Below are 25246 nucleotides of genomic sequence, written 5' to 3' on the forward strand. Positions count from 1 at the left end.
GACAGGAATGTGCGGTTCGAAAATCGGTTCAGGCGTGGATCGACGTTGGCGTCACCGCAGGATGATGTCAGCCGGTACAGACCGTTGCGATCACGCCTTCGCTGGTTTTCCTTGCTGCCGGAACTCTCATCGGCGCCCCGCGTTCCCGATCGTGAGGGGACGAAAGCAGGAGTCCCGACATGGCGTTCACCCTCGAAAGCCCAGCCTTCGAAAACGGAAAGACGATCCCGGACACCTATGTGCGTGAAGGCCGCAACCTGTCTCCTCCGCTGCGGTGGAGGGACGCGCCGGCAGGGACGAGAAGTTTTCTTCTCGTTGTGGAAGATCCCGACGCACCGCGCGGCGTTTTTCGCCATTGGGCGGTCTATGACATTGCCGCCGAACGTGCCGGCCTGCCCGAGGGGACCACAGGGCCGGAACGTTTCCGGCAGGGCGTGAACGATTTCGGTAATGCCGGCTACGACGGTCCCCAGCCTCCGAAGGGGCACGGTGTCCATCACTATCACTTCCGCCTCTCGGCACTCGATGTCGAGGCGCTGGAAGCCGGCGAAGAGACGGGCATCGCCGAGCTTCTCGATCACGCCCGTCCGCACATGATCGGGACGGCCGATCTCGTCGGCACCTACGAGGCTCACTGATGCACGGGCCGTCCGGCCAGACAGGCAGCGTGTGGGAGCAAGGCGTCGCCGCGCCTGAAATCCATCCGCCGTTGGCGGGCAGTCATCGGACCGAATCCGTCGTCGTCGGTGCGGGCATCGTCGGACTGACCGCCGCCTTGCGGCTTCTGGAACTCGGCCGCCCGGTAATAGTGCTGGAAGGCTTGCGCGCCGGCCGTCAGGTCAGCGGTCGTTCCTCTGCCAAGATCACCACACAGCACCGCCTCATTTATCGTCATCTGATCGATACTGTCGGCACCGAGCGCGCCGCCGCCTATGCCGAGGCGAATTCGTGCGGCGCGGCGCACATTCGCCGCTGGATCGTCGAACTCGGCATCGGCTGCGACTTGGAGGACAGGTCGGCTTACACCTATACACAGGACCCGGAACGCCTGGTCGACCTAGAAGCGGAGGTGACGGCGGCAGGGATGCTCGGCTTGGCCGCCGAGGTCACGCGGAGCGTGCCCTTGCCTTTCGCCACAGCCGGCGCTCTGCGCTTTCCCGGTCAGGCGCAGTTCAACCCGGTCGCCTACCTCGACGGTCTGGCCCAGGCCGTCACCGCGCGGGGCGGGCGCATTTGTGAGAACAGCCGTGTTCTTGGCGTGGATGAGGCGGCGCGGTGGCGCGCCACGACGGCAGGGGGAGCGGTGGAGGCGGACAACATCGTCATCGCCACCAACATGACCATCAAGACGCCGGTCGGAATGGCCAAACGCACGCAGCCGCGCTGCCATGGGGTCATGGCGTTTCGTATCGCCGATGCCTCTGCGATGGACGGCATGTTCATCACTGCCGAGGAGCCCACATATTCGTTTCGCACCGGTCACGACCAATCGGGCCCGATCCTTCTGGCGCTTGGCCCGCATTTCGGCACCGGCCATGACGGGGACGTTGCGGCGCGGTTTATTGCGCTGGAAAAATGGGTCCGGACGCATCTTCCCGTAGGGGAGGCGCTCTGGCGCTGGTGCAACGAGGACTACGACACCGCCGATCGCATCCCTCTTGTTGGCGAACCAGACCCCGGCAAGGCGCCGGGTTTTCACATCGCCACCGGCTTCAACGCATGGGGCATCAGCAACGGCACGGCGGCCGGCCTGATGATCGCGGACAGTATCTGCGGTCGGTCCAGTCCCTGGCGCGAGCTTTACGATCCGGCCCGTCCTCTGCCGAAAGATTTCCATCGCGATGGCGAGAGCCAATCCCTTGTCGACAGTCCTGAAGCGATCGCACCTGGCGTAGGGGGCGTCATTGTCCACGGCGACGACAAGATCGCGCTTCGCCGCGACGACGATGGTACGCTTCACGCGCTGTCCGCCCGCTGCACCCACAAGGGCTGCATCGTGACCTGGAACAATGCGGAGCGCACCTGGGACTGCCCCTGCCACGGATCGATTTTCGCCGCCGACGGCTCTGTCATTCACGGGCCGGCCCGCAAGCCTCTGGAACCGGCGGGATTCGACGGATGATGCGTCAGGCAAGGGCGATCCGGGAGGCCAGACCATGACCATCAAGATCATTCAGTTTCTCGCCATTATCATTTCCGCCCTTGCTCTCGCCCCGGCAGGGGCACATCTGGCTGCTTTGCCCAACAAGATATCGATGCCGCCTGCCGACTATTTCACCGTTCAGGGCATTTACAGGGGATGGGCAGTCCTCGGGTGGCTGTGGTTGGCGGCGCTCGTCGCCGATTCTGTCCTGGCGTTGCTTGCCCGCCCCCAATTCTGGCCGTTCTGGCTGGCCATCCTTGCGGCGCTCTGCTTCGTCCTGATGCTTGCAATCTTTACTGTCTGGACACTTCCCGCCAACCAGGCGACGCACAACTGGACAACCGTTCCTGCAAACTGGGAAGCCCTCAGGCTGCAATGGGAATATTCCCATGCGGTCAACACCGCGCTTGTTTTCGCCGCGCTTTGTCTCACGGCCATGTCCGCCCTCTCGTGGAGATCGCCTGGTCCGTAATCTGGCCGGCATCGGCAGGGTTCACCAGCGGGCCGTGTCGAAAAACGACCCGCTGATTGGCGCGAAACCGTAACCTTCAACTCGATCAACCCTGCTGAGCGTCGTCTCGACGAATGGCCGTGCCGCTCTGTTCGCCAGCCATTTCGCGGTGGCGTGGCGACCTGCGCACCCGCAGGAACTGTCAGCGGCATTCACGCCGGAACTGGCTACTGCCAATACGGATCGGCCTTGTAGTACTCATACGAAGCATTGCGCGCCTTCATGCCGTCGTCCTCCGTCAGTTCGTTGATCGAATAGAACGGTGCCGCCCTCAATTCCTCCTTGCTGTACGGCACGACATAGCCGCCCTTTTGCATGTCATAATCCAGCGAAGCCCACGGAATCGCGTGGTATTTCTCCCCGATTCCAAGAAAGCCTCCGAAGCCGACCACTGCAAACATGATGCCGTTCGAAGTCTTCTCCAGCATGACATCCTGGATTTCGCCAATGTGCTCGCCGGCGGTGTTGTAGACATCCGTGCCGATCACGCGGCTGGCGCGGATAGCGTCGGTATGGCCCGTTGCTGTAGGCATTTTTGCTCTCCTCTCGAAGGGTGATGCCAAGGTAATCGCCGCGACCGGGCATGGTTCCGTTTTATTTCGGTTGTCGTAGGAGGTTCCACGTGCCGCACCCGGCTATGAATGCTTCGCCGTTCATCCTGGCGCCGGAACCAACCATCTGGCCCGCCGTTCCTCGTCGGTCGATCTCCGTGTGGAAAACCATCAGTTACGGTTGGGCGACGACAATCCGAACGTGCGGTTCGGTGCCAAGTGCCATGCATGACTGGCTGGCGAGCAACGCAACCTTGATCTCGACTTTCGCCAGCCTCGGCATGCTGGTGATCTGGTCCATGTATCTGCACATCTTCTGGCGCAGCCATCAGCGACGGCGGCGACCGAAGCTCATCATCAACTGGGGTGAGGGGCGAGCCCTGTCTGCGCGCTGCTTCGTCACCAATATGAGCGAAGGCGCGGTTTTCATTCAAAGCGTCGTGGTGGACATGGGAACGGCGTCCGGCCATCATCGTACATTCATTTCCGATGCGGAGGATCTCAGGAATTCGGCGCGGCCTTCCGATTGGAAGCACATGACGCGCCAGGGGCCGCTCGGCCCCGGAAAGCTTGTCGACATGGGCAGCTTCGAAAGCATTCTCGACTACGCGGTCCGCAAGGCGACCGGAGAAAGGACCTTCGCCGGTTCGACTGTGGGAAGCGAGGTCCATCAGTTCGAGATCACCATCGTCGGAATGTACGGTTCGGAAGACATGCTGATCGGCGCCACCCGCCGGTTCGGGATCGACCATCGCGAGGGCAGGGCATGTCTGCGGTCGGAGACCGTGGAGACGCACCAGATAACGTCCGCCCGTGAACGGCGAAAGCTGGCACGGGAACTCGCGCAGCAGCTATGAGAGGGTCGCCCTCAAAAATTCGAATGCGCCACGGCTAGACGCTATCGGTCGATCTCGCCGAAGACGATGTCGAGCGTGCCGATGACTGCCGCGACATCGGCGAGCAAGTGCCCGCGGCACAAATGGTCCATCGCCTGCAGATGGGCGAAGGAGGGAGCGCGTATCTTGCACCTGTAGGGGATGTTGGTTCCGTCGGAAACCAGATAGACGCCGAATTCGCCCTTGGGCGCCTCGACCGCCGCATAGACCTCGCCGGCCGGGACGCGGTGGCCTTCCGTATAGAGCTTGAAATGATGGATCAGCGCTTCCATCGACCGCTTCATCGCCGCACGCCGCGGGGGCGTGACTTTGTTGTCGGGTGCCGCGACCGGCCCGCTTGCGTCCGCGGCAGCCAGCTTGTCGATACATTGGCGCATGATGCGCACCGACTGGCGCATTTCCTCCATGCGGACGAGATAGCGGTCGTAGCAGTCGCCATGCTTGCCGACGGGAATGTCGAAATCCATCTCGGCATAGCATTCGTAGGGCTGGCTCTTGCGCAGGTCCCACGCCGCGCCCGAGCCTCGCACCATCACGCCGGAAAAGCCCCATGCCCAGGCGTCGGCTTCGGAGATGACGCCGATGCCGACATTGCGCTGCTTGAAAATGCGGTTGGGCGTCAGCAGTTCGTCCAGATCGTCCAGCGCCTTCAGGAAGGGGGTGGTCCATTTGCCGATATCATCGATGAGCTTTTGCGGAAGGTCCTGATGGACACCGCCGACGCGGAAATAGTTGGCGTGCATGCGCGCGCCGGAAGCCCGCTCGTAGAAAACCATCAGCTTTTCGCGCTCGGCGAAGCCCCACAGCGGCGGCGTCAACGCCCCCACGTCCATGGCCTGCGTGGTGACGTTGAGGAGATGGGAGAGCAGCCTCCCGATCTCGCAATACAGGACCCTGATCAGCTGTCCGCGTCTCGGCACCGGCAGTTCCAGTAGCTTTTCCGCCGCCAGGCAGAACGCATGCTCCTGGTTCATCGGCGCGACGTAGTCCAGCCGGTCGAAGTAGGGCAGGGCTTGCAGGTAGGTCTTCTTCTCGATGAGCTTTTCCGTGCCGCGATGCAGCAGGCCGATATGCGGGTCGACGCGCTCCACCACTTCGCCGTCCAACTCCAGGACGAGGCGCAACACGCCATGGGCGGCTGGGTGCTGCGGGCCGAAGTTGATCGTGAAGTTGCGCACCCGTGCTTCAGGCAACGGGACCTCCTGCGTCAGGCGGTGTCCTGGATGACCAGGGTCAGTGCGCCGGTCGGATCGACGGCAGCCGCCACCACCTGGGTAACGTTGAGCCCGTTCTGGGCAAGCATCGTCATCGCTACGGGCAACTCCTGAACCGATTTCTGCAATTCACGCAGGTCATCCGCGCTGGTGTCTTGCAGCTTCGTTTCGACGACGGTCTTCAACCGGGGAGGCAAATCCTCGAACCGCACGATGTTGATGGCGGTTACGCTCTGGTCCGGCGCAGGCTCCTGCCCCTGTTGCGTGGGCGGCGGGGCGGGAAGTTTATCCGTTGGCGCCTGTGCCATCGTCGGTGTGCTGGCGATAACAGAAAGGGCGGCAACGAGCGTCGCGATACGCATGGTTTCGCCTTTCATGTCGTGCAGCCATAACCCGCCCGGACGCGGCATGTTCCGAATAAATTGGAACGAACCCGGTCATGGCGGCAAATCCGGACTTATGCGCTCGGCGAATTCAGCGACAATTCAGGAAATTTTCGGAAACGTTTCCGGACGATCGGCCGGCCCGATGGCTCGTCACCTCACTCGAAATACATGGAGTCACCTACCGCCTATGACCGGTGGTTCAAAGCCGGCGGCACCGGACCGAGTGCCGGACCAGCCTTGTTGCGCATGGAAACGCCTTACGGCAGCTCAATTGCGTTGAGGATCGCCTCCGCCGTGGCTGGCGCGTTCATGCCCGGCCACGGCTTGTCCGGGTTGGCCTGCCGCACCGCATCGCAGAGTGCGGAGAACACCGAGATGCCGAGGCATAGCGGAGGTTCGCCGATGGCTTTCGAGCCATGGACCGATTCGGCGGCGTTCTCGCTCCACGCGGCAAAGGCCATGCGCATGTCGCGCGGCCGGTCGCTGCAGGCCGGAATCTTGTAAGTGGACGGCGCGTGCGTCGTCAGCCGGCCCTTGGAATCCCAGACGATCTCCTCGGTGGTCATCCAGCCCATGCCCTGGATGAAGCCGCCCTCGAGCTGGCCGTAGTCGATTGCCGGGTTGAGCGACTTGCCGACGTCGTGAAGGATGTCCACGCGCGTCACCTTGTTCTCGCCGGTCAGCGTGTCGATGATCACCTCGGTTACGGCCGCGCCATAGGCGTAGTAGCGATGCGGCTGCCCGGTCAGCGCCACCGGATCGTAGTCGTTGACCGGCGACCTGTAGTGGCCGGACGCCGAAAGCGCGACCCGGTTCATGTAGGCAAGGTGGATCATCTCCCTGAAAGGTACGTCCTGATTGCCGACGCGGATGCGGTTCGGCAGGAAGGTGATCTGGTCTTCCGGAACCTTGAAGTGGTCGGCGGCGAAGGCGGTGATCCGCCTCCTGATCTTGCCCGCTGCGATTTGCGCTGCGGCAGCGTTCAGATCGGTCCCGGACGATGCGGCCGTCGCCACCGTGTTGGGCACCTTGTCTGTCGAGGTCGCGGTCAGGCGGATGTTCTCGACGTCGATCTGCAATTCCTGCGCCACCACCTGCGCCACCTTCAGGAACAGGCCCTGGCCCATCTCGATGCCGCCGTGGTTGAGCGTCACGGAGCCGTCCTCATAGACGTGCAGGAGCGCGCCGGCCTGGTTGAGGAAGTTCAGGCCGAAACCGACGCCGTATTTGATCGGCGTCAGCGCGATGCCCTTTTTGAGATAGGGCGAGGCGGCGTTGAACGCGGCGATTTCAGCGCGGCGTCGGTGGTAGTCCGAGGAGGCCTCCAGTTCCGGCACGAGGCGGTGCAGGATGTTGTCCTTCACCACCGCGTTGAACGGCGTGGTGTCGGAGCCGTCGCGGTAGAAATTGCGCCTGCGCACTTCCAGCGGGTCGAGGCCGAGATGGTAGGCGACCGCGTCCACCACGCGCTCTATCGCGAACATGCCCTGCGGGCTGCCGAAGCCGCGAAACGCGACCGCCGTCACCGTATGTGTCTTGCAGGCATAGCCGGTGAAACGGACATTGGGCAGGTAGTAGCAATTGTCGGCATGGAAGAGCGCCCGGTTCAGCACGGGTATGGACTGGTCCAGCGAATTGCCGCAGCGCGCGTAGAAATCCATCTCAACGCCGAGCAGCATGCCCACGTCGTCAAAGCCGACATCGTAGTCGACGAAGAATTCGTGGCGCTTGCCTGTAATGAGCATGTCGTCGTCGCGGTCGAGGCGGCACTTCGCCGGCCTGCCGGTCTTGCGCGCCACCAGTGCGGCGACGGCCGCGAAATGCGTCGCCATCGTCTCCTTGCCGCCGAAGCCTCCGCCCAGGCGGCGCGTCTCGACCGTGACGTGGTTGGAGGGCACCGCCAGCACGCGCGCCACGATCTGCTGCACGGCGGTGGGGTCCTGCGTCGAACAAAGGATGGTCACGGCGCCATCCTCGGCGGGGATCGCCAGGGAGATCTGGCCTTCCAGGTAGAAATGCTCCTGGCCGCCGTTGGAGACGCGGCCCTTGAGCCGATGGGGGGCTCTTGCCAGCGCGCCGGCGCTGTCGCCGCGTGCCAACGTGCGCGGCGGGGCGAGATAGAATTCGCGCCGCGCCGCCTCGTCGATGTCCAGCACCGGAGGCAGTTCCTCGATCTCGACCTTGGCCAGCTTCAGCGCCTGGCGCGCGGCATGCACCGTCTCGGCCACGATCGCGTACATCACCTGGCCGGCATATTCGATGAGCTGGTCCGAGAGGATGCGGTCGTCGGCGGTGCCGCCGTGGCTGAAATCGTTGGTGCCGGGTATGTCGGCCGCCCTGAGCACGCACACGACGCCCGGCGCCGTTTCGACAGCCGAAAGATCGCAACTGGTCACGCGCCCGTGCGCCACGGGACTGCGCGCGAGCAGGACCTGCACGGTGCCGGCAGGTTCGCGCATGTCGTCTATATATTCGGCCGTGCCGGTAACATGCTTCAGCGCGCTGTCGTGCTGGAGCCGGTCGTGCACCGCGCCCCTGATGCGGTCGAGCGACGGGGCGGTTCGACGGGAATCAGCCATGTGCGCCGCACCTCGCCCTGTCGATCACCCGCGTGGCCGCGTCGGGCGTCGTCGTTTCGATATGGAATTTGCGCAAGAGGTTCGCGGCCACGCGGCCGCGATAGGAGGCGCTGGCGCGCATGTCGGTGAGAGGCGTGTAGTCCTTGGCCATTTCGGCAGCGGCGCGCTCCACCGTCTCGCGCGACCACTTCTGTCCGATGATGGCGGCCTCGCAGGCCAGCGCCCGTTTCGGCGTGGCCGCCATGCCGCCGAAGCAGATGCGGATATCCGCCACCTTTCCGTCGGCGATGCGCAGGCTGAAGGCGCCGCATACGGCCGAGATGTCCTGGTCGAAGCGCTTGGAGATCTTGTACGCGGCGAACGTCTGGTCCGGCTGCATTTTGGGCAGCACGATCGCCTCGACGAACTCGCCGGGTTTGCGGTCCTGCTTGCCGTAGGCGATGAAGAAGTCCTCGAGCGGAAGTTCGCGGCGCCCCGCCGCGCCATTGAGCACGAGCCGTGCCCCGAGTGCGATGAGGGCAGGGGGGCCGTCGCCGATGGGCGAGCCGTTGGCGATGTTGCCGCCGAGCGTGGCCTGGTTGCGCACCTGCTGCGAGCCGATGCGCCGGACCAGTTCACCGAAATCCGGATGATATCGCCCGAGGCGGGCATGCAGTTCGTCATAGGTGACGGCGGCGCCGATGACGAGACGGTCCGCTTGCTCCTCGATCCGCTTCAGTTCCCGTACTTCGCCGACCGAGACGATGTGCGCGAGCCGCATATGACGCTTCGTGACCCAGAGGCCGACATCGGTCGCGCCGGCCACGATGGTCGCGTCCGGATGCCGCTCAAGACATTCGACGAGCTGCTCAAGCGAACGCGGCGCATGGAAGCTGCGTCCGTCGCCTTCCAGGGCGAGGGGGCGTGGGTCCGCGGCCATCTCCAGCAGCTTTTCCCGGTCTGGCGGGCGCACGGCTTCGAGCCTGCCTTCATGCGCAGCCCGGCAGCCCTCCGCCGTCGCCGCCACGATCGGCCCGTATCCCGTGCAGCGGCAGAGATTGCCTGCCAGCGCGTCCTCGATTTCGTCGAGCGACGGATCCGGCTTTTCCTGCGAAAACACGAACATGGACATGACGAAGCCGGGCGTGCAGAAGCCGCATTGCGATCCGTCGCGCGCGACCATGGCTTCCTGGGCCGGGTGCAGCCTGCCGTCGCGGCCGACGTCCTCCAGCGTCACCAGGTGCTTGCCGTCGAGCATGGGCAGGAACTGTATGCAACTGTTGACCGCGCGGTAGCGGAGTTGGCCGTCGACCATTTCGCCCACCGCCACCGTGCAGGCGCCGCAGTCGCCTTCGGCGCAACCTTCCTTGGCGGCCTTTTTCCCGGCCACGGTGCGCAGATATTCGAGCACGGTCATGATCGGATCATCCGCGTCGTGCTCGCGGATCTCGCCCCCCAACAGAAAGCGTATCCGGGACCTGCTGCCCGCAATATCGGTGCTCACCATATCCTCCCTGTGAAACCGCTCGGTCACCAATAACCGGGCTGACGCGCGGCGGCCGCCTCCATCGGCCGCCGCGCGACGCCTCAGTTCCAGAAGCCGTCGTGGACCTTCAGGATATCGGCCTCCAGTTCGGGGAAAGGCCCGCGGACCTCGACCGGCCGGCGCCCGGCGGCGAACACGGTCCGGGACGGCAGGTCCATCGTGAGGTTCTCGGGGTGGTCGCCGGTCAGTTCGCCCAGGCGCGCTTCGGTCATGCCGAAAACGACCGCGCCGAGCCCCGCCCAATAGGCCGTGCCGGCGCACATGCAGCACGGTTCCACCGAGGTGTAGAGCGTGCAGCCGCGCAGATAGTTCTCGTCGAACAGGACCGCGGCCCTGCGCGCCAGATTGGTTTCGGCGTGGCCGGGCCCCTTGTCGGTGGTGAAGCTGTTTTCCGATTCCAGCACGATCTTGCCGGAGCCGTCCACCAGCACGCAGCCGAAGGGATGGTTGCCGTGCTGGCGCGACTTGCGCGAAACCTCGATCGCGGCCTTCAGGAACGAAAGGTCCTGCTCCTTGCTGAACGTCATCCTGGTCACTCCCATTTCATCTTGCGGTTCTTTGATCGGCCGATCCTATGCCGCGGAAAGCCGGGCTTCGGCATCGAACGGATAGCGTTCGCGCCAGTGGCGGGCTATATCGATGCGCCGGCATATCCAGACGTCCTCGAAGCCTTCGATATAGTCGAGGAAGCGCGTCAGCGCCTGGATGCGACCGGGCTTGCCGGCGATGCGGCAATGCAGGCCCACCGACATCATGCGCCCCTGCGTCTCGCCTTCGGCATAGAGGCAGTCGAAACTGTCCTTGAGGTAGGCGAAGAACTGGTCGCCGCTGTTGAAGCCCTGCGGTCCGCCGAACTTCATGTCGTTGACGTCGAGCGTATAGGGCACGATGAGTTGCGGCTTGCCGTTCACCATCTCCCAATAGGGGAGATCGTCCGAATAGGAATCCGCATCGTAGAGGAAGCCGCCTTCCTCGGCCACGAGCCGGCGGGTGTTGGGGCTCACGCGTCCGGTATACCAGCCCAGGGGACGCGAACCGGTAAGCTCGGTGATCGTGTCGATCGCGAGCCGGAGATGCTGACGCTCCGTCGCCTCGTCCACGTCGTGATAGTCGATCCAGCGCCAGCCATGGCTGGCGATCTCATGCCCGCTTTCCGCGAGCGCCTGCGCGACCCTTGGGTTGCGTTTCAACGCCATGGCGACGGTGAAGGCCGTGAATTTCAGCCCGCGGTCGTTGAACAGCCTGAGCAGCCGCCAGAACCCGACCCGGCTGCCATATTCATAGAGCGACTCGATGGTCAGGCTCCGCGCCTGATGCAGGGGCTGTGTCCCGACGATCTCGGTCAGGTAGGATTCCGACTTGGCGTCGCCGTGCAGGACGCTGTTTTCGCCGCCTTCCTCGTAGTTGACCACGAACTGGACCGCCAGGCGCGCTCCGTTCGGCCAGCATTGCGCCGGCGGCTTGTCGGCATAGCCGACAAGGTCCCTGGGATAAGGCTGTTCGTCGGCGAGGGAAGTCTTGTCGCTCATGCCTGTCGATCCGGGATTTGAAGCCGTGTGTGCCATTGTCATTTGGAACCGTCCTGCGCGGAGGCGAGCCACGCGCCGAGTTCGGCCCTCTCCGCGTCGGTCATCCCGGTGGTGTTGTTGAGCGGCATGTCCCGCCCGCGCACGGCGCGCTGGACGATCTTGTCCGCGCCCGCCTTCACCTGCTCGAGCGTGTCCAGGCGGAAGCCGAGCGGCGCGGTCGTGAAGGTGGGATTGGTCGGATGGTCGGAGTGGCAGGCGGCGCAGCGCGCATGCACGATGGTCCGGATTTGCGCGTCAGACGGCAGCGCGGCGGCCTTTGGCGTCTCCGTCGGGGCCGACAGATCCGTTTTCGATATGCCGACGGCCGCGGCCAGCAGGGCAAGGGCGCAAAGCAGCAGCCTGCGGTCCGAGCGGCCCTTCTTGAAGGTCAGGTTGCGCCAGTGGCGCAGCGTCACGCCGAATCCCATCACCAGGAGCAGGATCACCCAGTTCAGCGGATGCCCGGTCGCCAACGGGAAATGGATCGACAGCATGGTGAAGATCACCGGAAGGGTGAAGTAGTTGTTGTGCTGCGAGACCCGCTTGGCCCGCTCGCCATGCGCGATGTCCAGCGCCTCTCCCGCCCGGATCTGGCGCAGCATGGCGATATGGTTGGGGATGATCACGAAATGCACGCTGAGCACCATGATCGAGCCGAGCATGGCGCCGATCTGGATGAAGGCGGCGCGGCCGCCGAACAGATGGCTGTACAGACATGCAGCGACTGCGATCGCGACAGCCATCCAGAAGAAGATCAGGCGATCGTCGCGAACGCTTCTGCACAGCTTGTAGTAGAGCGGCCAGGCCAGCAGCAGCCCGCCCACGCTGAGCGCGATGGCATGGCCCTTCGACATATGCGCGACCTGGGGATCGACGAGGTAGACGTCCGCGCCGTACCAGTAGAACAGCGCCATCAGCCCGAGCCCGGTCAGTAGCGTAAGCTGCGCCGGCCCGCCATGGGCCAGCATTCTCGCGGGCGCCTGCTCCGGCCAATATTGCTCATGATAGTAGAAGCTGCCGCCATGCACTTCGTGAAGCGTGCCGCGAACGTTTCCGTTCAGCACGGGAGCGGCGGGCTGGCGGACCGACAGGTCGAACCAGTTGAAATAAAACGAGGTGCCGATCCAGGCGATCCCCGCCATCACATGTCCCCACCGCAGCAGGATGGCGGCCCAATCCATGAGTTCTGGCATGACGTCTCTTCACGCGCAGCCGCGCAGCCGTTGAACCAATTCAGCCATTATTGTGTACAATGTGGTGAAGGATTGTCAACAGAAAGGCGTCAGCCTTGGCCGCTCGTGAATATCTGCTTGAGCGTCAGGCTGGCGGATTGCTTGTCGGAAAGGTCGAGTTCGTTTTCGATATGGTCGAAATGATGCCGCTGGGCCGCCAGCGCGCCGGCCAGGTCGCGCTTCTCGAGCAGCGTCACCAGGTTCTCATGGTCCGTCTGCGGGCAGGTCTGGGCATCCCGCTTCTGATAGGTGGCCAGGATCAGGTAGCAGCGGGAGATCAGCCCGGCCAGGAACTCGCTCAGGATCGGGTTCTGGGCGCTGGCAGCGAGCGCCATGTGGAACTCGCCCGAAAGCCGCATGGAGCGCGAGTAGTCGGTGGCGGCGAGAGCCTTCTTTTCCTCCGCGATGATGCTGCGCATATGCGCGAAATCCTTTGCGGTGGCGTGGGCGACGGCGCCGTTGATGATCTCCAGCTCGATCACGCGACGGGCGTCCAGCACATTCCTGGCATCCCGAACACTGGGACGCCACACGAAGGCGCCGCGGTTGGGCTCGAGCTGGACGACGTTTTCCTTGGCCAGCAGAAGAAGCACCTTCCTTATGCGGGCGCGGCTGACGTCGAAAACCTCGCACAGCGCCTCTTCCGTCAGCTTCGCTCCGGGCAGCAGGCGTCGCTCCGCAATCGCCCGATGGATCTCTTCGTAGATCACTTGCTCGCGGGAGCGGGTGCCGCGGATTTTGGGCGGTCGGCTCAAGGTTTCTGCTTTCCTATGGGGCAAGTGAAGCTGAACTCACAAGATAGTTGCGGGGGCGGTTTTTGTCCACTTGGGCGGGCAGGGAGCGGCTCTCGCCGGCGATATGATTGTTGACAAACAAACGCCGCAAGACACCCTCCCGCAATTGCCTTTTAGTATACAAAAAAAATTCCTATTGTCTACAATCGGTGTGGCTGCTACGCTGCTGAAAAATGGTCTCAACGACCGCAGTGGAGGAGAACATGCGGAACTTTTGGACCTGGTTTGCCAGGGTGCTTTTGATCGTAGGGCTCTCGTTGCCGGCATTCGCCGCGGCAAGGGCGGAGGAACCGAAAACCCTGAACATAGCTGCCGTGCTGCCTTCAGGCGTCGAAAACGCCTGGACGAGGGCCTGGCTGGATTCGTTCGAGAAAATCCAGAAGGCCGCGCCGGACGGCCTGAAGATCACGCTCAAATATACCGAGAACGTCTATGCCGACACGGCGGCGAGCGTGATCCGCGGCTACGCCGAGACCGGCAAATACGATGTGATATGGGCCCATAGCTCCTATTCCGACGAAGTCGAGGCACTCAAGGACGAGTTCCCGAACATCCTTTTCGTGACCGTCGGCGGCGGCAACAGGCCACTGGGCGGAAATTCCTACCTCATCTACATGCATATCCACGAGCCGGCCTATGTGGCGGGCGTCTTCGCGGGCCTCACAAGCAAATCGAAGGTGCTCGGCGCGGTGGGGCTTTTCCCGGCGGACGACGTGAACGACGTCGTCAACGCGTTCCGGGCGGGCGCGCGTTCCGTCGCCCCCGACAGCAAGGTCAAGGTCACTTTCATCGAAAGCTGGTACGATCCGGCCAAGGCTTCGGAAGCGGCGAATGCCCAGATCTCGGCGGGCGCCGACATCATCTTCCAGCTCGGGGAATCGTTCCAAGTCTGCCAGGAGCGCAAGATCATGTGCATCGGGCAGTATATCGACAGCGCCAAGATCGCGCCGTCGGCCGTGCCGCTCAGCGTGCTGGTGAACTGGGAGCCGCAGATCAACTACATCATCGACCAGTGGAAGAAGCACAAGGAGACGGGCGAGCCCTACAACGCGCCCATGGAGCCGGTGTGGTTCACCATGGCGCAAGGAGGCTCGGGTCTGAGCGGCTACGGCGAATTCGCCGACAAGATTCCCGACGACGTCAAGCAGGCCGTCAAGAAGGCGCAGGACGACATTCTTTCGGGCGCCACCAAGGTCGAGCTGAAGACCGATCTTCCCGTCTCCGATTGACGGTTCTCGCCGAGCCGGTTCCCGGCCCTGCGCAAGGGCTCGGGAGCCCCATCAGTGTCGGAGCGGATCCGCATGCAGCCTTTGCTTGAAGCCAGGAACCTGACGAAACGGTTTCATCAGGTCGTGGCGAACGACGACATCAGCTTCGACATCATGCCCGGCGAGATCCATTGTCTCCTGGGTGAGAACGGCGCCGGGAAGTCGACCCTCGCGGAATGCATCTACGGCTATTACCAGCCGGACGCGGGAGAGTTCATTCTCGACGGCCGTCCCGTCGAGATAAGGTCTCCCGCCGATGCGATCCGGCACGGCATAGGAATGGTGCACCAGCATTTCGTGCTGGTGCCGACCTTGACCGTGCTGGAAAACATCGTGATCGGCACCGACGGGGCCGGCCTGGTGCTGGATCTGCGCAAGGCGCGCGATTCGCTGCGCGGCATTTCCGAACGCTATGGCGTCTCCATCGATCTCGACGCCAAGGTCTGGCAATTGTCCGTTGGCGAGCAGCAATGGGTGGAGATCGTCAAGGCCCTCTATCTCGGTGCCCGGCTCCTGATCATGGACGAGCCCACCGCCGTACTCACGCCTCAGGAATCCCAGCGGTTGTTCGCCATCTTCCGTTCCATGACCGCGAACGGAATGTCGGTCGTGCTGATCAGTCACAAGCTCAACGAGGTGATGCAGTCCGACCGGGTCACGGTCCTGCGCAAGGGACGCAAGGTCGCGACCGCCGTCACGGCAAGGTCTACGAAGGCGGAACTCACCAACATGATGGTGGGGCGCGAGTTGAAGGCGGTGGCGCGGCGCGACGATCAGCAGCCGGGTCCGGTCGTGCTCAGCGCCGAAAATCTCTCAGCCAAGGGCGAGCGCGGCCAGAACGCGCTCGATGGCCTCGGCTTCGAATTGCGCCGGGGCGAGATCGTCGGCATAGCGGGCGTCGCCGGCAACGGGCAGAAGGAACTCTTCGAGGTCCTCGTCGGCGCGCGCAAGGCATTCGCCGGCGCGGTGACGCTCGACGGTCGCGAGGTCACCAACCGCTCGCCGGCGCAGATCGCTGCCGGCGGCGTCGGCTATATTCCGGATGACCGGTTCAAGGAGGGACTGGTGCCTTCCTTCAACATTACCGACAACCTTATCCTCGGCGCCCAGCGTACGGCTCGCTTCATGAACAAGGGCTTCCTGCGGCTGGCAAAAGCCCGGCAGTTCGCGCGTCAGGCGATCGAGCAGTTCCACATCGTCGCGCCTTCCGAGAACACCCGCGCCGGCACCTTGTCGGGCGGCAACGCGCAGAAGGTCATCGTCGCGCGCGAATTCTCGCAGGCCACCAAGGTCATCCTGGCGAACCAGCCGTCGCGCGGCCTCGATGTCGGGGTGATCGAATACATGATGGAGCAATTGCTCGCCAAGCGGAAAGCCGGCTTCGGCATCCTGGTGGCGTCCGAGGAACTCAACGAACTGGCCAGCATCGCCGATCGCATCGTGGTGATGTTCAAGGGGAAGATCGTCGGAAGTTTCCGCTCCGGCGAGATCGATCTGGAGCGCATCGGCCTGCTGATGGCCGGACATGGCGCCGACCAGAACGCGTAAACGGAAACGGGCGGCACATGTCTACGGTCACCTTCGAAAAGAGACTCGAGCCGACATTGGCGGGCGGCATGACAGCAGTGCTGGCGGCGATAGTGCTGTCGCTCGCGGCCTCCGCGGTCATGCTCAGGTTCGCCGGCGCTTCGCCGGTCAGCGCGCTGGCGGCGATCTACGAGGGCGCCTTCGGCAACCGGGCGGCGATCGTCACCACGCTGCTGCGCGCCAGCCCTTTGATCCTCACCGGCGTCGCGGTCACGGTCGCCTTCCGCGCGAAGATCTGGAACATCGGCGCCGAAGGCCAGCTCTATGCCGGCGCCATGGTCGGTTACGGAGCCTATCTGGCCGCCTCCGGCCTGCCGACATTCCTTCTCCTGCCGCTCGTGCTGCTGGCCGGATTTGCCGGTGGCGCGGGCCTCGGCGCGCTGGCGGGCTATCTCAGGGCGCGTTTCGCCGTGAACGAGGTTCTGTCGACGGTGATGCTCAACTACGTCGTCCGCTTCGTCCTGTCCTACCTGCTGGTGAACAATTGGCGTGACGCGACCTCCTTCTACCAGCAATCCGCCAGGATCGCGCCGCCGGCCGTTCTGCCGTCGCTCGTTCCGGGCACCAAGCTGCATCTGGGCTTCCTGATCGCCCTTGTCGCGGCCGTTGCGATCCACGTGCTCCTGAGCCGCACAGCTTTCGGCTACGAGATCAAGGCGGTGGGGCAGAACCCCGTCGCCTCCCGGTTCAAGGGCATCGACGTCGGCCGCACCGCCATCATCGTCATGCTTATCAGCGGCGGGCTGGCAGGCCTGGCCGGCGTCGCCGAAGTGTTCGGAACCCATCTGCGGCTCAGGCCGGACATTTCGGTGGGTTACGGCTTTGCCGGCATCGTCGTCGCCATGCTCGCGGGGCTCCGGCCGATGGTGGTGGTGCCGGTGGCGATCCTGTTCGCCGGCCTGTCCACCGGCGGCGCCAACATGCAGATCGAGACGGGCGTCCCTTCGGCGCTCACGCTCGTGGTACAGGCGATCGTCCTCATCTTCTTCCTGATCACGACGGCGCTGGCGCGCTACCGGATCAAGATAGGCGGCTGACATGAGCGAACTCTTCACCCAGACCATCATCATCAGCATCCTGGCGGCAACGGTGCGGATCGCGACGCCGCTGATATTCGCCGCGCTGGGCGAACTCATCACGGAAAAGGCGGGCATCCTGAACCTTGGCGTCGAAGGCACGATGCTGATGGCGGCGTTCGCTTCCTTCTTCGCCACCTTCGCGTCCGGCTCTCTCTGGCTGGGGCTGCTCGTGGGGATTGTCACCGGCGGGTTGATGGCCGTCCTCATGGTGTTCATGGCGGCCACGCTGAAGGTCGAGCAGGTGGTGACGGGCCTCGCCCTCAACATGTTCGGCTCCGGCCTGTCGATCCTGCTCTACAAGCTCTATTTCGAGGGGCAGTCGATGCCCACCATCCAGATCTTCGACAATGTCGCGGTGCCGCTGTTGTCCGATATCCCCTATCTCGGGCCGATCTTCTTCCAGCAGAAACTCCTGACCTATGTGGCTTTCCTCATGGTGCCCGTGGTGTGGTTCTTCCTCTACCGCACCAAATACGGTCTGGAGATCCGCTGCCTGGGCGAGAACCCGAAGGTGATCGACACGCGCGGCCTCAACGTAACCCTTCGGCAGTATGCGGCGGTCGTCATCGGCGGCATGATGATCGGCGTCGGCGGCAGCTTCGTCACCATCGCTTCCACCGTCCGCTTCGTGCCCGACATCACCGCCGGTCGCGGCTGGCTCGCCCTCGTCATCGTGATCGCCGGCAACTGGCGGCCGACCGGCATACTCCTGGCTGCCCTGGTCTTCGCCTTCCTGGACGCCTTGCAATTGCAGATCCAGGGCGTGGGCGTGGCGCTGCCCTATCAGATCTTCCTGGCGCTGCCCTATGTCGCGGCGATCGTGCTGATGATCGTCAAGCGCCAGCAATCGGAGGAGCCGAGCAGGCTCGGCATCCCCTATTTCCGTGGCGAGCGCTGAGCGTGCTCCATCCACCTTATTTCATGCAATTGGAGCCTTCATGAGACAGAAGCTTGGCGAGACGAGAACGTCCATACAGCAGCGGCATGCGCTGATCTGCCCGGACAGCCACGAAAGGACGACCTTGCCGAACTGGCCGGGAAGCGAGGTGATATTCGTCATCACCCCACAGACCGGCGCCCGCTTCACCGAGTTCTTCGCCGACCTGCCGGCGGGTGCCGTCGGATACGAGCCGCTCGCCGGCGTCCAGCGCTTCTTCTTCGTCCTGTCCGGCAAGGTCGCATTGTCAGTCGACGGCAAGAGCCATGAGCTTGGCGTTGAGAGCTACGCTTTCCTGCCCGCTGACCGTCCGCACCAGATCAGGGCGATCGAGGCATCGCGCATCGTCGTCCTCGAGAAGCGCTATATCCCGCTTGCCGGCGAAAAGGACCCCGAGACGGTCGTGGGCCGCGTCGCCGACGTGCCGCGGACGCCCATGAAGGGCGACGACATGCTGATGCTCCAGAAACTCCTGCCGGCCGGGAACGCTTTCGATTGCGAAGTCAACATCATGGATTTCGCGCCGGGCGGATCGCTGCCTTATGTCGAGACGCATTTCATGGAGCACGGCTTGCTCCTGCTGAACGGCGGCGGCATCTACCGGCTCGACAATTCCTGGTATTCCGTGGAAGGCGGCGACGTGATCTGGATGGGCCCGTTCGCGGCGCAATGGTTCGGCGCCATCGGCCGCACCAACGCCCGTTACCTGATCTACAAGAACTGGAATCGCGACCCGCACGTCTCGTAGCCGGCAAGCAATTTTGGGTGCAGCGGGATGCACGCTCCTCGCCATTCCGGTAACGAGCGCTTCTTTTAATCCTCAGAACCTGGCGAAATGGGAGACAAGCGCGGGATTCGGCCATTCGATCTTCTTGGCGGCCGGCAACTGGTAGCTGCCGCTCCCGGCCTTGCGCGGAGCGGTCCGGACCAGCATTTCGGCGATGCCGACCGCCTCGGCGACGCCGTTCAGCACCGGGATACTTACCTTTTCGGCCACGGCATGCGTGATGCCGGCGAAGATCGCGCCCGCAAGGATGGCAGCTTCCGTTCCGTCGCGCGAAACCGTCTCGTCGATGGCCTCGGCGAGCCGGGGCAGGATCAGCAGCGGGTCGCGCATCTCGGCGTCAGACAACGGCGCCAGCGACACCACGTTGGAAAGCCGGCCTCCGAGCCCATAGCTCTGGCAAATCTCGGCGTAGATCGGCACCGCGCGGTTGCCGAACGTCACCATCGCGAAGCGGCTGCCGAGCGTGCAGGCTGCCAGCATCGCCGCCTCGCTCATGCCGACCACGGGGATGGTCAGCATCTCGCGCAGCGCGCGCAGGCCGCTGTCGAAGGAAATGGCGAGCACCACCGCATCGCAGTCGCCGCCATATTCGGCCGCGAGGCTCATGGCCTCTGCAGCCGCCAGCGCGTCCTCGGCGCGCCCGCTGACGATCGCGGGGCCGCAACGGCCGGTGACGGCAACGATTTCCGTTCCCGGCGCGGCGATCCTGCGGGCTTCGGCTGCCACCTTCTCGGTGACGAAGGTGCTGGTGTTCGGGTTGATCAGCAGGATTCTCATCGGGCGCCTCTTGCCAAAAATCGTCTACATAATTGTAGACAAAATGCGGTCACATTGTAAAATAGAAATCGTCCCGGTCGCCTTGTAGCGGCCATTTATCGAGATGAATCATGGCGTTGTCGGACCTGCATTCGGAAGCAGCCACGCTGACCACCCACGCGCTGGACATGGCCAGGGGCGTTCCCGCTTCGGGTCTCGACATGGTTCTCTATCGGCTGGAGGATGATCGCAGGATATTCCTCGCGCGCGCGCGCACCAACGCACAGGGCCGCTGCGACGCGCCGCTGCTGACGCGCGCCAATGTCGAGCGTGGCGCATATGTCCTCGAGTTCGACGCTGCGTCCTATCACGGTTCGGGCTCGCCGTTCGGGGTGGTGCCGGTCGAATTCAACATAGCCGATCCCGAGGGACACTATCATGTGCCGCTGGTGCTGGCGCCGGGGGGCTATTCGACCTATCGCGGCGCGCCCCCGTCCAGGGTGCCCGACGACGGCGGCAGATGGGAGCCCGTCGCTCCACGCGTGGCTCTTCCTGTCGCTCGGACATGCCCCGTGCCGGGTGCCGGCGGGCCGGGACTGACCATCCATGCCATCGATGTGGCGCGGGGCATCGGCGCCGCAGCACTGGAGGGCGAGGTCTATCGGCGTGCGGGCGCGGATGCCTGGTCGGCGCTCGGCAGCTTTGCCGTCAACGACGAGGGACGCACCGACCGCTGGCTGGTGGACGCCGGGGAACTGGTTCCGGGAGAGTATGAGATCAGGTTCGGGGCCGGCACATATTATGCGCGCGCGGGCTTCGGCGTGGGCCCCGCGCCGTTCTTCGACCGGATACGCGTCCGCGTCAGGGTAGACGATCCCGGCGCCCACCATCACATACCGCTGCTTTTGTCCCCGTGGGGATACAGTTGCTACCGCGGAAGCTAGGAGAGTTTGATGCAGGATCGCGCCCGTCCAGGCGAATTGTTCAGCCTGGACATGATCGAGAAGTTCATCGGCTTCGACACGACCAGCAGGAGCAGCAACCTGCCGTTGATCCACTTCGTGCGCGACTATCTCGCCGGCCTTGGCGTGGACTCGGTGCTGACCTATGACGGTGAGCGCCAAAAGGCCAATCTGCTGGCGACCATCGGCCCGAAGGACAGGCCGGGCGTGGTTCTGTCCGGCCATACCGACATCGTGCCCGTGGACGACCAGACGTGGACGTCCGATCCGTTCAGGCTGGCGCGTCGCGACGGCAAGGTTTTCGGGCGTGGCGTATGCGACATGAAGGGTTTTCTTGCTGTTGCCACCGCATTCGCGCCCGAGTTCCTCAAACGGGATCTGAAGGCGCCGATCCATCTCGCAATGTCCTTTGACGAGGAAGTCGGCTGCCTCGGCGTGCCGCTCCTGATCGAGGACCTTGTGCGTCGTCTTCCCATGCCGGCCGCCTGTATCGTGGGGGAACCTTCCGAGATGAAGGTCATCCGCGCCCACAAGGGCAAGATCGGCGGCCATGTCACGGTCACCGGCCTGCCCGCTCACTCGGGTGTCGCGCACCAGGGCGTCAACGCGGTCGAGGCGGCCGGCGAGGCCATTGCCTTCTTCAAGCGCCTCCAGCGGCGCCTGCGTGACGAAGGGCCTCACAATGCCGATTTCGAAGCGCCTTCCTACACCACCATCCAGTGTTGCATGGTCAATGGCGGCACGGCGGTCAACATCGTCGCGGGCCACTGCACCTTCGATTTCGACATACGTTTCCTGCCGGGCGAGAATCCGGAGGATTATGTGAACGAATGCAAGGCGTTCGCCGCCCGGCACGTCGAGCCGGAAATGCAGGCCGTTTCGCCCGAAACCGGCTTCGCCTGGGAAAAGGTCCCGGGGGCGGCGGCGCTCAACACGGCCGCCGGCGCCGAGATCACCCGGCTTGCGCAGAAACTGTCGGGCACGAGCGGCTCGACCTGTGTCGGCTTCGGCACCGAGGCGGGGCATTTCCAGGAGGCCGGCATGCCGACCATCATCTGCGGCCCCGGCTCCATCGACCAGGCCCACAAGGCGGATGAATTCATCAAACTGGATCAGGTCGCCCGCTGCGAAAGCTTCCTTTGGCGCCTTCTGGACGAGGTCAGCGCCTGACATGCCGGGCGGCGGGCTCTCGATCCACGCCGTCGATGCGCGGGACGGGCGGCCGGCGGCCGGCCTTCGCGTGGAAGTCTTCCGCAGGCTGGAAAGCGGGTTGATCGAGGTCGCGGCCGGACGCATCGGCAAGGATGCGCTGCTGCGGGCCCCGCAAATCGAGGCTGAACAGGAGAAGGGCGGTTACGAGGTGCATTTCCATGCCGGCGATTATTTCGCCGAGCGCAGGCACGCCGACGACCTGCCGCCGCTCCTGGACATCATCGTGTTCGCGTTCGAGATCGGGGACCCCTCGCAGCACATTCACCTGCCGCTGAAGATGACGCCTGTCGGCTATTCCCTGTTCAAGGGCGATCCGTGATGGAACGCCCGCTTCTGTCCGTTCATGCGGTGGACATCGCCCGGGGTGCCCCGGCAGCGGGCTTGCGCATGGAGCTTTTGCGCCGCACGCCAGCCGGTCCGGAGTTGCTGGCCAGCAGGATCGCAGACTGCAATGGCAAGACGACCTTCGGTGCGGATGTCGTTTCGGCCCGGCACCTGCCTTGCCGATTGACGTTGAATCTCGATCTCGGCGGCTACTATCGCGAGCTTTCCCCGGCAGGTTTCGTGACGGTCGCGCCATTCAACTTCGTTTTGACGGATGCGGCGTATCACTATCACTTGCCCGCGAAGATAACGCCGTACGGCATGTCTCTCTTCGTGACCAGATCGGGTTGATCAGGGCGCAGCCGGCCTGCCGATCTTTATGCCACTACGGCAGAGCCCGCATCGCATTCTGGCCGTGCGAGATCACTGCCAGCAAGCGGACCGGCAGGCTTACCGGTTCAACCAGGGAATGGCGAATCCCGGCGTCGAAGAACAGGCTGTCGCCGGCCGACATATGATAAAGCTTGTCGCCATGGCCGTAGGCCATTTCACCTTCCAGCATATGAAGAAATTCTATGCCGCTTCGAAACATATCGGGAATTCTGTCGAGCCGGCTGGCAAGCGTTATATGATATGATTTCAGGTTGATCCCGAAAACGCTCGGGCCATTCGCTAGCGACCTGAAATTCGGGAAAGGGTTCAGTTCCCGTAAAGATGAGCCGGCTCTATTTCGCCCTGGCACGAATGTGGCGTGCCGGCGAGCCTCGCAGCTTTGGAACAGGACTGACATGGGCAGGCCGAGCGCCGCTGCCAGGGATTCCAGTGTGGTGAGAGACGGGGAAATGAACCCGCGCTCGATCTTGGACAACATGCCCGAGGAAATGCCGGCCTCTGCCGCCAGATTCATGGCCGTGGTCCCGCGCATCGTCCGGTAGAGGCGGATTTTCTGGCCGATGGCGCTGTGCAGCGAGCTCTGTCGGTCATCGCAGGGCATTGGCTGGGTCCGGATTTCATGGATGGCCGGGCACAGATCGAAACCGGCCGTGCCGGCCTCCCGTGAGGTCATCAGCAGTCTGGCAGGACGGGCTGCGCCGGAAGCGCAGCCCATTTTGACGTTTCACGTCGTTGCGCGGCTGGGCTTGCCCAGCACCGCCGGCTCGGAGTGGCCGGCATAGGCTTTTGCCTCTGCGCGAGCCGCCCGCAGGAACTCCCTCCGGTCGGATGCACAGGCAAGACAGATCGGTTCGTGGCGAGACGAGGGGTCACGATCCATCTCGTGGGCGATATAGGCCTGGCTGCAATGATGGCAGCGGATTCTCGCCGTCCAGGGATCGTCGACTTCGCTTCTGGGATCATGCGGGCGATCCACGATGTACCAGCTCACGCGCGCCACGCCGAGAGACGCCGCATAGATGGCGACCGCGGTGGCCAGCGTGATCGGCGGCGCCCAGATGCCGCCGAAGCTGCCGCCGAACACCAGTAGAAGGCAGCCGATCACCGACGCCACGACCCAGGCTCCGAGCCCGCCGGGATTGATCAGCGGAACCCGGCCGGGGCGAAACTCGAGCATGTCTGCCTTGACCCCGCGCATATAGCACCAGCCGATATGGGTCATGGCGACACCGACCCAGGCGACGATGATGACGCCCTGGAACTGGAGCGTCTGCAGCAGATAGCCGAAAACGTTCGTGAGCATCACGAGGAAAATCACCACGGACATGATGATCACCCACACGGTCCTGGGCAGCGAGATCTTGAATGCCCGGGCAAAGAAGTTCTGCATGTTTGTGGATGAAAGATAGAAATTTATCGTGTTTATCCGTGTCTGGCTGACCCAGACCAGAAGCACGCCGAACGGCCCCATCAGCGCGACGATGCCGATGATCGCCGAGGTTTCCGACAATTGTCCCTGTATCGGGATCGTATGGGCGATGAAGATCCCGACCGCGCCGTTGATCAGCAGCGTCATGACGTAGAAGGGGATGCCGAAGCTGGTGTTGCCGTTGGCGATGGCATCTTCCTTGCGCCCGAACCGGGCCACGTCCCAGGTCATCATCACGACGACCCACACGCCCATGTAGACGGTGAAGGCGAACCACCAGCCGGGGACGCCGATGTCGCCGCCCTTTTCCGGAAGATGGGTCAACCAGTTGCTCGAATAACCGTGTTTGGCGATCGCCCAGATCACGCAGGCAATGAGACCCAGAACATACAGGGGAAGCAGAACTCCGTTGATCCGGTCCAGCCAGGCGCGTACGCCGCGCATGACCAGGGGCGCGCTGTACAGGCAGACAATGAGATACCAGAGGCTCATCGGCCCGCCGAAATAGTCCTGCAGCGCGATTGCGACGATCGTTCCCTCGGCAATGGCGTAATAGGTGATCGTCACTCCAAACAAGAGCGCGGCGAATGTCGCGCCCACCTGTCCGAAAACCGCTCTGGAAAACAGCGCCACGCTGGTGCCGCTTCGTGCCGCGAAGCGCGCGGCGACGTTGCAGAGAATGCCGTAAACGATCGCCGATAACGCGATGCCGATCAGCGTGTTGACGGTGCCGACGGATAGGGCGACGGTGCTGCCGACCACCACCCAGAACATTGCGCTCATGAGGCCGAACCAGGCCATCGCGAGCGAAAATCGCGAACTCCGCCAGGTTGGCGGGACGATATGCAGAGAAAAATCTTCGGCCGCAGCCTGGCGCAAGACCCCGGGTTCATCCTGATAGATGATCTCCGGGCTCGGAATGCTTCTATTCGTTTCCATGATGTCCTCCCTGTGTCTTCTGTTGCGATGCAAAACACCGAGATGGACGTTTTGTATTGTTTGTTATCGGGCTGTATGAGGATGTTATTTGCGAGTATTCAAGTTCTCCTGCCGTATCGAGACTTCCAGACATTTTCTCCTCCCGAGTAATTCTGGATTTCGGACTCCATTGGC

Annotated in this window: 25 protein-coding genes; 13 read left to right on the forward strand and 12 right to left on the reverse strand. The window is 63.5% G+C overall.

What is annotated here, in order from left to right:
- The first annotated feature begins 179 nt into the window (after positions 1 to 179).
- The 3 genes from QU595_RS00630 to QU595_RS00640 are packed head-to-tail and all read left to right on the forward strand — an operon-like array spanning position 180 to position 2615.
- Positions 180 to 638 (forward strand): YbhB/YbcL family Raf kinase inhibitor-like protein, encoded by a 459-nt coding sequence (locus tag QU595_RS00630; RefSeq protein WP_315918258.1) that lies wholly within the window; start codon positions 180 to 182, stop codon positions 636 to 638.
- On the forward strand, positions 638 to 2122 hold the full coding sequence (locus QU595_RS00635; protein ID WP_315918259.1) for an FAD-dependent oxidoreductase: 1485 nt from the start codon (positions 638 to 640) through the stop codon (positions 2120 to 2122). The genes QU595_RS00630 and QU595_RS00635 overlap by 1 nt, the downstream gene beginning before the upstream one ends.
- Before the next feature lie 34 nt (positions 2123 to 2156).
- Positions 2157 to 2615: a DUF1772 domain-containing protein gene (locus QU595_RS00640; protein WP_315918261.1), complete on the forward strand. Its 459-nt coding sequence runs from the start codon at positions 2157 to 2159 to the stop codon at positions 2613 to 2615.
- Between the two features lie 206 nt (positions 2616 to 2821).
- Here the strand turns inward: QU595_RS00640 and QU595_RS00645 are convergent, their stop codons facing one another.
- Positions 2822 to 3187, reverse strand: coding sequence for a PRC-barrel domain-containing protein (locus tag QU595_RS00645; protein WP_315918263.1), 366 nt, complete (start codon positions 3185 to 3187; stop codon positions 2822 to 2824).
- A 242-nt stretch (positions 3188 to 3429) separates the two neighbouring features.
- Between QU595_RS00645 and QU595_RS00650 the strand changes: the two genes are divergently transcribed.
- On the forward strand, positions 3430 to 4062 hold the full coding sequence (locus tag QU595_RS00650; protein ID WP_315918264.1) for a hypothetical protein: 633 nt from the start codon (positions 3430 to 3432) through the stop codon (positions 4060 to 4062).
- 41 nt (positions 4063 to 4103) lie between these two features.
- Here the strand turns inward: QU595_RS00650 and QU595_RS00655 are convergent, their stop codons facing one another.
- The 8 genes from QU595_RS00655 to QU595_RS00690 all read right to left on the reverse strand — a co-directional run bounded on the left by QU595_RS00655 (position 4104) and on the right by QU595_RS00690 (position 13360).
- Positions 4104 to 5294, reverse strand: coding sequence for an NADH-quinone oxidoreductase subunit D (locus tag QU595_RS00655; protein WP_315918265.1), 1191 nt, complete (start codon positions 5292 to 5294; stop codon positions 4104 to 4106).
- Between the two features lie 14 nt (positions 5295 to 5308).
- Positions 5309 to 5692, reverse strand: coding sequence for a hypothetical protein (locus QU595_RS00660; protein WP_315918266.1), 384 nt, complete (start codon positions 5690 to 5692; stop codon positions 5309 to 5311).
- A gap of 266 nt (positions 5693 to 5958) precedes the next feature.
- On the reverse strand, positions 5959 to 8280 hold the full coding sequence (gene xdhB, locus QU595_RS00665; protein ID WP_315918267.1) for a xanthine dehydrogenase molybdopterin binding subunit: 2322 nt from the start codon (positions 8278 to 8280) through the stop codon (positions 5959 to 5961).
- Positions 8273 to 9763, reverse strand: a complete 1491-nt coding sequence (gene xdhA, locus QU595_RS00670) for a xanthine dehydrogenase small subunit (protein ID WP_315918268.1) — start codon at positions 9761 to 9763, stop codon at positions 8273 to 8275. Before xdhA ends, xdhB begins: the two co-directional genes overlap by 8 nt.
- An 83-nt stretch (positions 9764 to 9846) precedes the next feature.
- The gene (locus QU595_RS00675; RefSeq protein ID WP_315918269.1) at positions 9847 to 10332 is read right to left on the reverse strand and encodes a nucleoside deaminase; all 486 of its coding nucleotides are present in this window, start codon (positions 10330 to 10332) and stop codon (positions 9847 to 9849) included.
- Positions 10333 to 10377: 45 nt separating this feature from the next.
- The gene (puuE, locus tag QU595_RS00680) at positions 10378 to 11334 is read right to left on the reverse strand and encodes an allantoinase PuuE (RefSeq protein ID WP_315918270.1); all 957 of its coding nucleotides are present in this window, start codon (positions 11332 to 11334) and stop codon (positions 10378 to 10380) included.
- 38 nt (positions 11335 to 11372) lie between these two features.
- On the reverse strand, positions 11373 to 12566 hold the full coding sequence (locus QU595_RS00685) for a urate hydroxylase PuuD (protein ID WP_315918272.1): 1194 nt from the start codon (positions 12564 to 12566) through the stop codon (positions 11373 to 11375).
- A gap of 89 nt (positions 12567 to 12655) precedes the next feature.
- Positions 12656 to 13360 carry a GntR family transcriptional regulator gene (locus QU595_RS00690; RefSeq protein WP_315918273.1) on the reverse strand — a complete coding sequence of 235 codons (705 nt, stop codon included), beginning with the start codon at positions 13358 to 13360 and terminating at the stop codon, positions 12656 to 12658.
- A 242-nt stretch (positions 13361 to 13602) separates the two neighbouring features.
- On the opposite strand from QU595_RS00690, the gene QU595_RS00695 reads away from it, so the two are divergent.
- The 5 genes from QU595_RS00695 to allE all read left to right on the forward strand — a co-directional run bounded on the left by QU595_RS00695 (position 13603) and on the right by allE (position 19018).
- Positions 13603 to 14628 (forward strand): BMP family protein, encoded by a 1026-nt coding sequence (locus tag QU595_RS00695; RefSeq protein WP_315918274.1) that lies wholly within the window; start codon positions 13603 to 13605, stop codon positions 14626 to 14628.
- A 72-nt stretch (positions 14629 to 14700) separates the two neighbouring features.
- Positions 14701 to 16215, forward strand: a complete 1515-nt coding sequence (locus QU595_RS00700) for an ABC transporter ATP-binding protein (RefSeq protein ID WP_315918275.1) — start codon at positions 14701 to 14703, stop codon at positions 16213 to 16215.
- Between the two features lie 17 nt (positions 16216 to 16232).
- A complete protein-coding gene (locus QU595_RS00705; protein WP_315918277.1) occupies positions 16233 to 17291 on the forward strand; it encodes an ABC transporter permease in 1059 nt (352 codons plus the stop codon).
- 1 nt (position 17292) lies between these two features.
- Complete coding sequence (locus tag QU595_RS00710) at positions 17293 to 18231, forward strand: ABC transporter permease (RefSeq protein WP_315918278.1); 939 nt, start codon at positions 17293 to 17295, stop codon at positions 18229 to 18231.
- Positions 18232 to 18271: 40 nt separating this feature from the next.
- Positions 18272 to 19018, forward strand: coding sequence for a (S)-ureidoglycine aminohydrolase (gene allE, locus QU595_RS00715; protein WP_315918279.1), 747 nt, complete (start codon positions 18272 to 18274; stop codon positions 19016 to 19018).
- Positions 19019 to 19090: 72 nt separating this feature from the next.
- Here allE and QU595_RS00720 read toward each other — a convergent pair whose 3' ends face one another.
- Positions 19091 to 19834 (reverse strand): aspartate/glutamate racemase family protein, encoded by a 744-nt coding sequence (locus tag QU595_RS00720; RefSeq protein WP_315918280.1) that lies wholly within the window; start codon positions 19832 to 19834, stop codon positions 19091 to 19093.
- Between the two features lie 110 nt (positions 19835 to 19944).
- Here QU595_RS00720 and uraH point away from each other — a divergent pair, with 110 nt between their 5' ends.
- The 4 genes from uraH to QU595_RS00745 are packed head-to-tail and all read left to right on the forward strand — an operon-like array spanning position 19945 to position 22662.
- Positions 19945 to 20757 (forward strand): hydroxyisourate hydrolase, encoded by an 813-nt coding sequence (gene uraH / locus QU595_RS30155; protein WP_410000459.1) that lies wholly within the window; start codon positions 19945 to 19947, stop codon positions 20755 to 20757.
- Between the two features lie 9 nt (positions 20758 to 20766).
- The gene (gene argE, locus QU595_RS00735; protein WP_315918281.1) at positions 20767 to 21945 is read left to right on the forward strand and encodes an acetylornithine deacetylase; all 1179 of its coding nucleotides are present in this window, start codon (positions 20767 to 20769) and stop codon (positions 21943 to 21945) included.
- Position 21946: 1 nt separating this feature from the next.
- Positions 21947 to 22306 (forward strand): hydroxyisourate hydrolase, encoded by a 360-nt coding sequence (locus QU595_RS00740; protein ID WP_315918282.1) that lies wholly within the window; start codon positions 21947 to 21949, stop codon positions 22304 to 22306.
- On the forward strand, positions 22306 to 22662 hold the full coding sequence (locus QU595_RS00745) for a hydroxyisourate hydrolase (RefSeq protein ID WP_315918284.1): 357 nt from the start codon (positions 22306 to 22308) through the stop codon (positions 22660 to 22662). The genes QU595_RS00740 and QU595_RS00745 overlap by 1 nt, the downstream gene beginning before the upstream one ends.
- 34 nt (positions 22663 to 22696) lie before the next feature.
- Here QU595_RS00745 and QU595_RS00750 read toward each other — a convergent pair whose 3' ends face one another.
- Complete coding sequence (locus tag QU595_RS00750) at positions 22697 to 23419, reverse strand: XRE family transcriptional regulator (protein ID WP_315918285.1); 723 nt, start codon at positions 23417 to 23419, stop codon at positions 22697 to 22699.
- Between the two features lie 9 nt (positions 23420 to 23428).
- The gene (locus tag QU595_RS00755; protein WP_315918287.1) at positions 23429 to 25072 is read right to left on the reverse strand and encodes a purine-cytosine permease family protein; all 1644 of its coding nucleotides are present in this window, start codon (positions 25070 to 25072) and stop codon (positions 23429 to 23431) included.
- Between the last annotated feature and the right edge of the window lie 174 nt (positions 25073 to 25246).

It is taken from the genome of Mesorhizobium sp. SP-1A, from assembly GCF_032460275.1.
GTDB lineage: Bacteria > Pseudomonadota > Alphaproteobacteria > Rhizobiales > Rhizobiaceae > Mesorhizobium.